This window comes from Plantactinospora sp. ZYX-F-223, assembly GCF_039649625.1.
In the GTDB taxonomy this organism is placed as follows: Bacteria; Actinomycetota; Actinomycetes; order Mycobacteriales; family Micromonosporaceae; genus Plantactinospora.
In genome coordinates this window covers 1-831 of record NZ_JBDJAV010000184.1, presented here as the reverse complement: position 1 = coordinate 831, position 831 = coordinate 1, and the positions used below count along the sequence as shown (strand labels likewise).

Sequence of the window (831 nt, the reverse complement as noted above, 5' to 3'; positions counted from 1 at the left end):
AGCAATCGACCAAGAAAGATGCCCCTACCGGGAGCCTCGTTGCTGTCTTACCCTGCCTCGATCCCGCTGTCCACCCGATCGCTGAACCACGTCGCCGACCTGATCCGTAGCCATCGTCACCAGCGACGATCCCGGTGGCGCCGCCTCGCCCCCGGCCGCCAGGCACTGCTCGTCCTGGCCCACTTGCGCAACGGCGACACCTTCACCCGTCTGGCCACCGGGTTCGAAGTCGGGGTAGCCACCGCCTGGCGCTACGTCCGCGAGGCGATCACTCTGCTTGCCACGACCGCCGACGACCTGCACCAGGCGATGAGCAGGATCCGTCTACTGGCCTACGCCATCCTCGACGGCACCCTGATCCCGATCGACCGCATACACGACCAGAAGCCGTACTACTCCGGGAAGCACCGGCGACATGGGATGAACGTGCAGGTCATCGCCGATCCGGCCGGACGCCTCGTCTGGGCGTCGGCGGCGCTGCCCGGCTCGGCACACGACCTGACCGCCGCCCGCACCCACGGCATCGTCGCGGCGCTGACCAGCGCGAACGTGATGACCTTCGCGGACAAGGCGTACCAAGGAGCCGGCGGTTGCGTCCGCACCCCGTTCAAGCGTCATCGCTACCGGCCGAAGCTGTCCCGCCGGCAGAAGGCCGTGAACAAGGCCCACGCCCGTATCCGCGCCCTTGGTGAACGAGCCGTCGCCACCTTGAAGACCTGGAAAGTCCTGACCAGACTGCGCTGCAGCCCGTCCCGGACAACCGCGATCGTGCAGGCCATCCTGGCCCTGCACCACGTCGAGAACCCGACCTACCGAGGATGAAAAACGCTC

General features: G+C 67.3%; 1 protein-coding gene. It reads left to right on the top strand.

The window, feature by feature from the left end; genetic code table 11:
- Positions 1-39: 39 nt before the first annotated feature.
- A complete protein-coding gene (locus AAH979_RS43085) occupies positions 40-822 on the top strand; it encodes a transposase family protein (protein ID WP_346263887.1) in 783 nt (260 codons plus the stop codon).
- The last annotated feature ends 9 nt before the right edge of the window (positions 823-831 follow it).